At 77.0% G+C, this 499-nt stretch carries 1 protein-coding gene; it reads left to right on the top strand.

The window, feature by feature from the left end; genetic code table 11:
* The coding region (locus tag IH00_RS39405; RefSeq protein WP_039947892.1) for a beta-ketoacyl reductase at window positions 1-499 on the top strand (499 nt) is incomplete at both ends.

Genomic DNA, 499 nt, shown 5'->3' with positions numbered 1-499 from the left:
CGCGCTCGCCGCGTCCCGCCGGGCCGCCGGGCTGCCCGCCACCTCGCTGGCGTGGGGCCTGTGGTCCGACACCGCGGGCATGGCCGCCCAACTGGGCCGGAACGAGCTGGCCCGCCTGGAGCGGATGGGCTCCAAGGCGCTGACGGCCGAACTCGGTCTCGGCCTGTTCGACCAGGCGCTCACCTCGCACTCCGCGATGCTGGCGCCGGTCCGGCTGGACACGGCGGTGCTGCGGGCCCAGGCCAGGGCCGGGACGATCCCGGCCGTGCTGCGCGGGCTCGCGCCCGTCGCGGCCCGGCGGGTGGACACCCCCACGGTGTCGCTGCGCGACCAACTGGCGGGAGTGGACGCGGCCGACCGGGAGCGCATCGTCCTCGACATGGTGCGGACCCAGGTGGCGACCGTGCTCGGACACGCCTCGGCCGCGGCCGTCGAACCCGGGCGGGCCTTCCAGGAGATGGGCTTCGACTCGCTCGGCGCCGTCGACCTGCGGAACCGG

Source organism: Streptomyces sp. NRRL S-118 (genome assembly GCF_000716335.1).
Taxonomy (GTDB): Bacteria; Actinomycetota; Actinomycetes; order Streptomycetales; family Streptomycetaceae; genus Streptomyces.
This window is presented reverse-complemented; position numbering and strand designations above follow the sequence as displayed.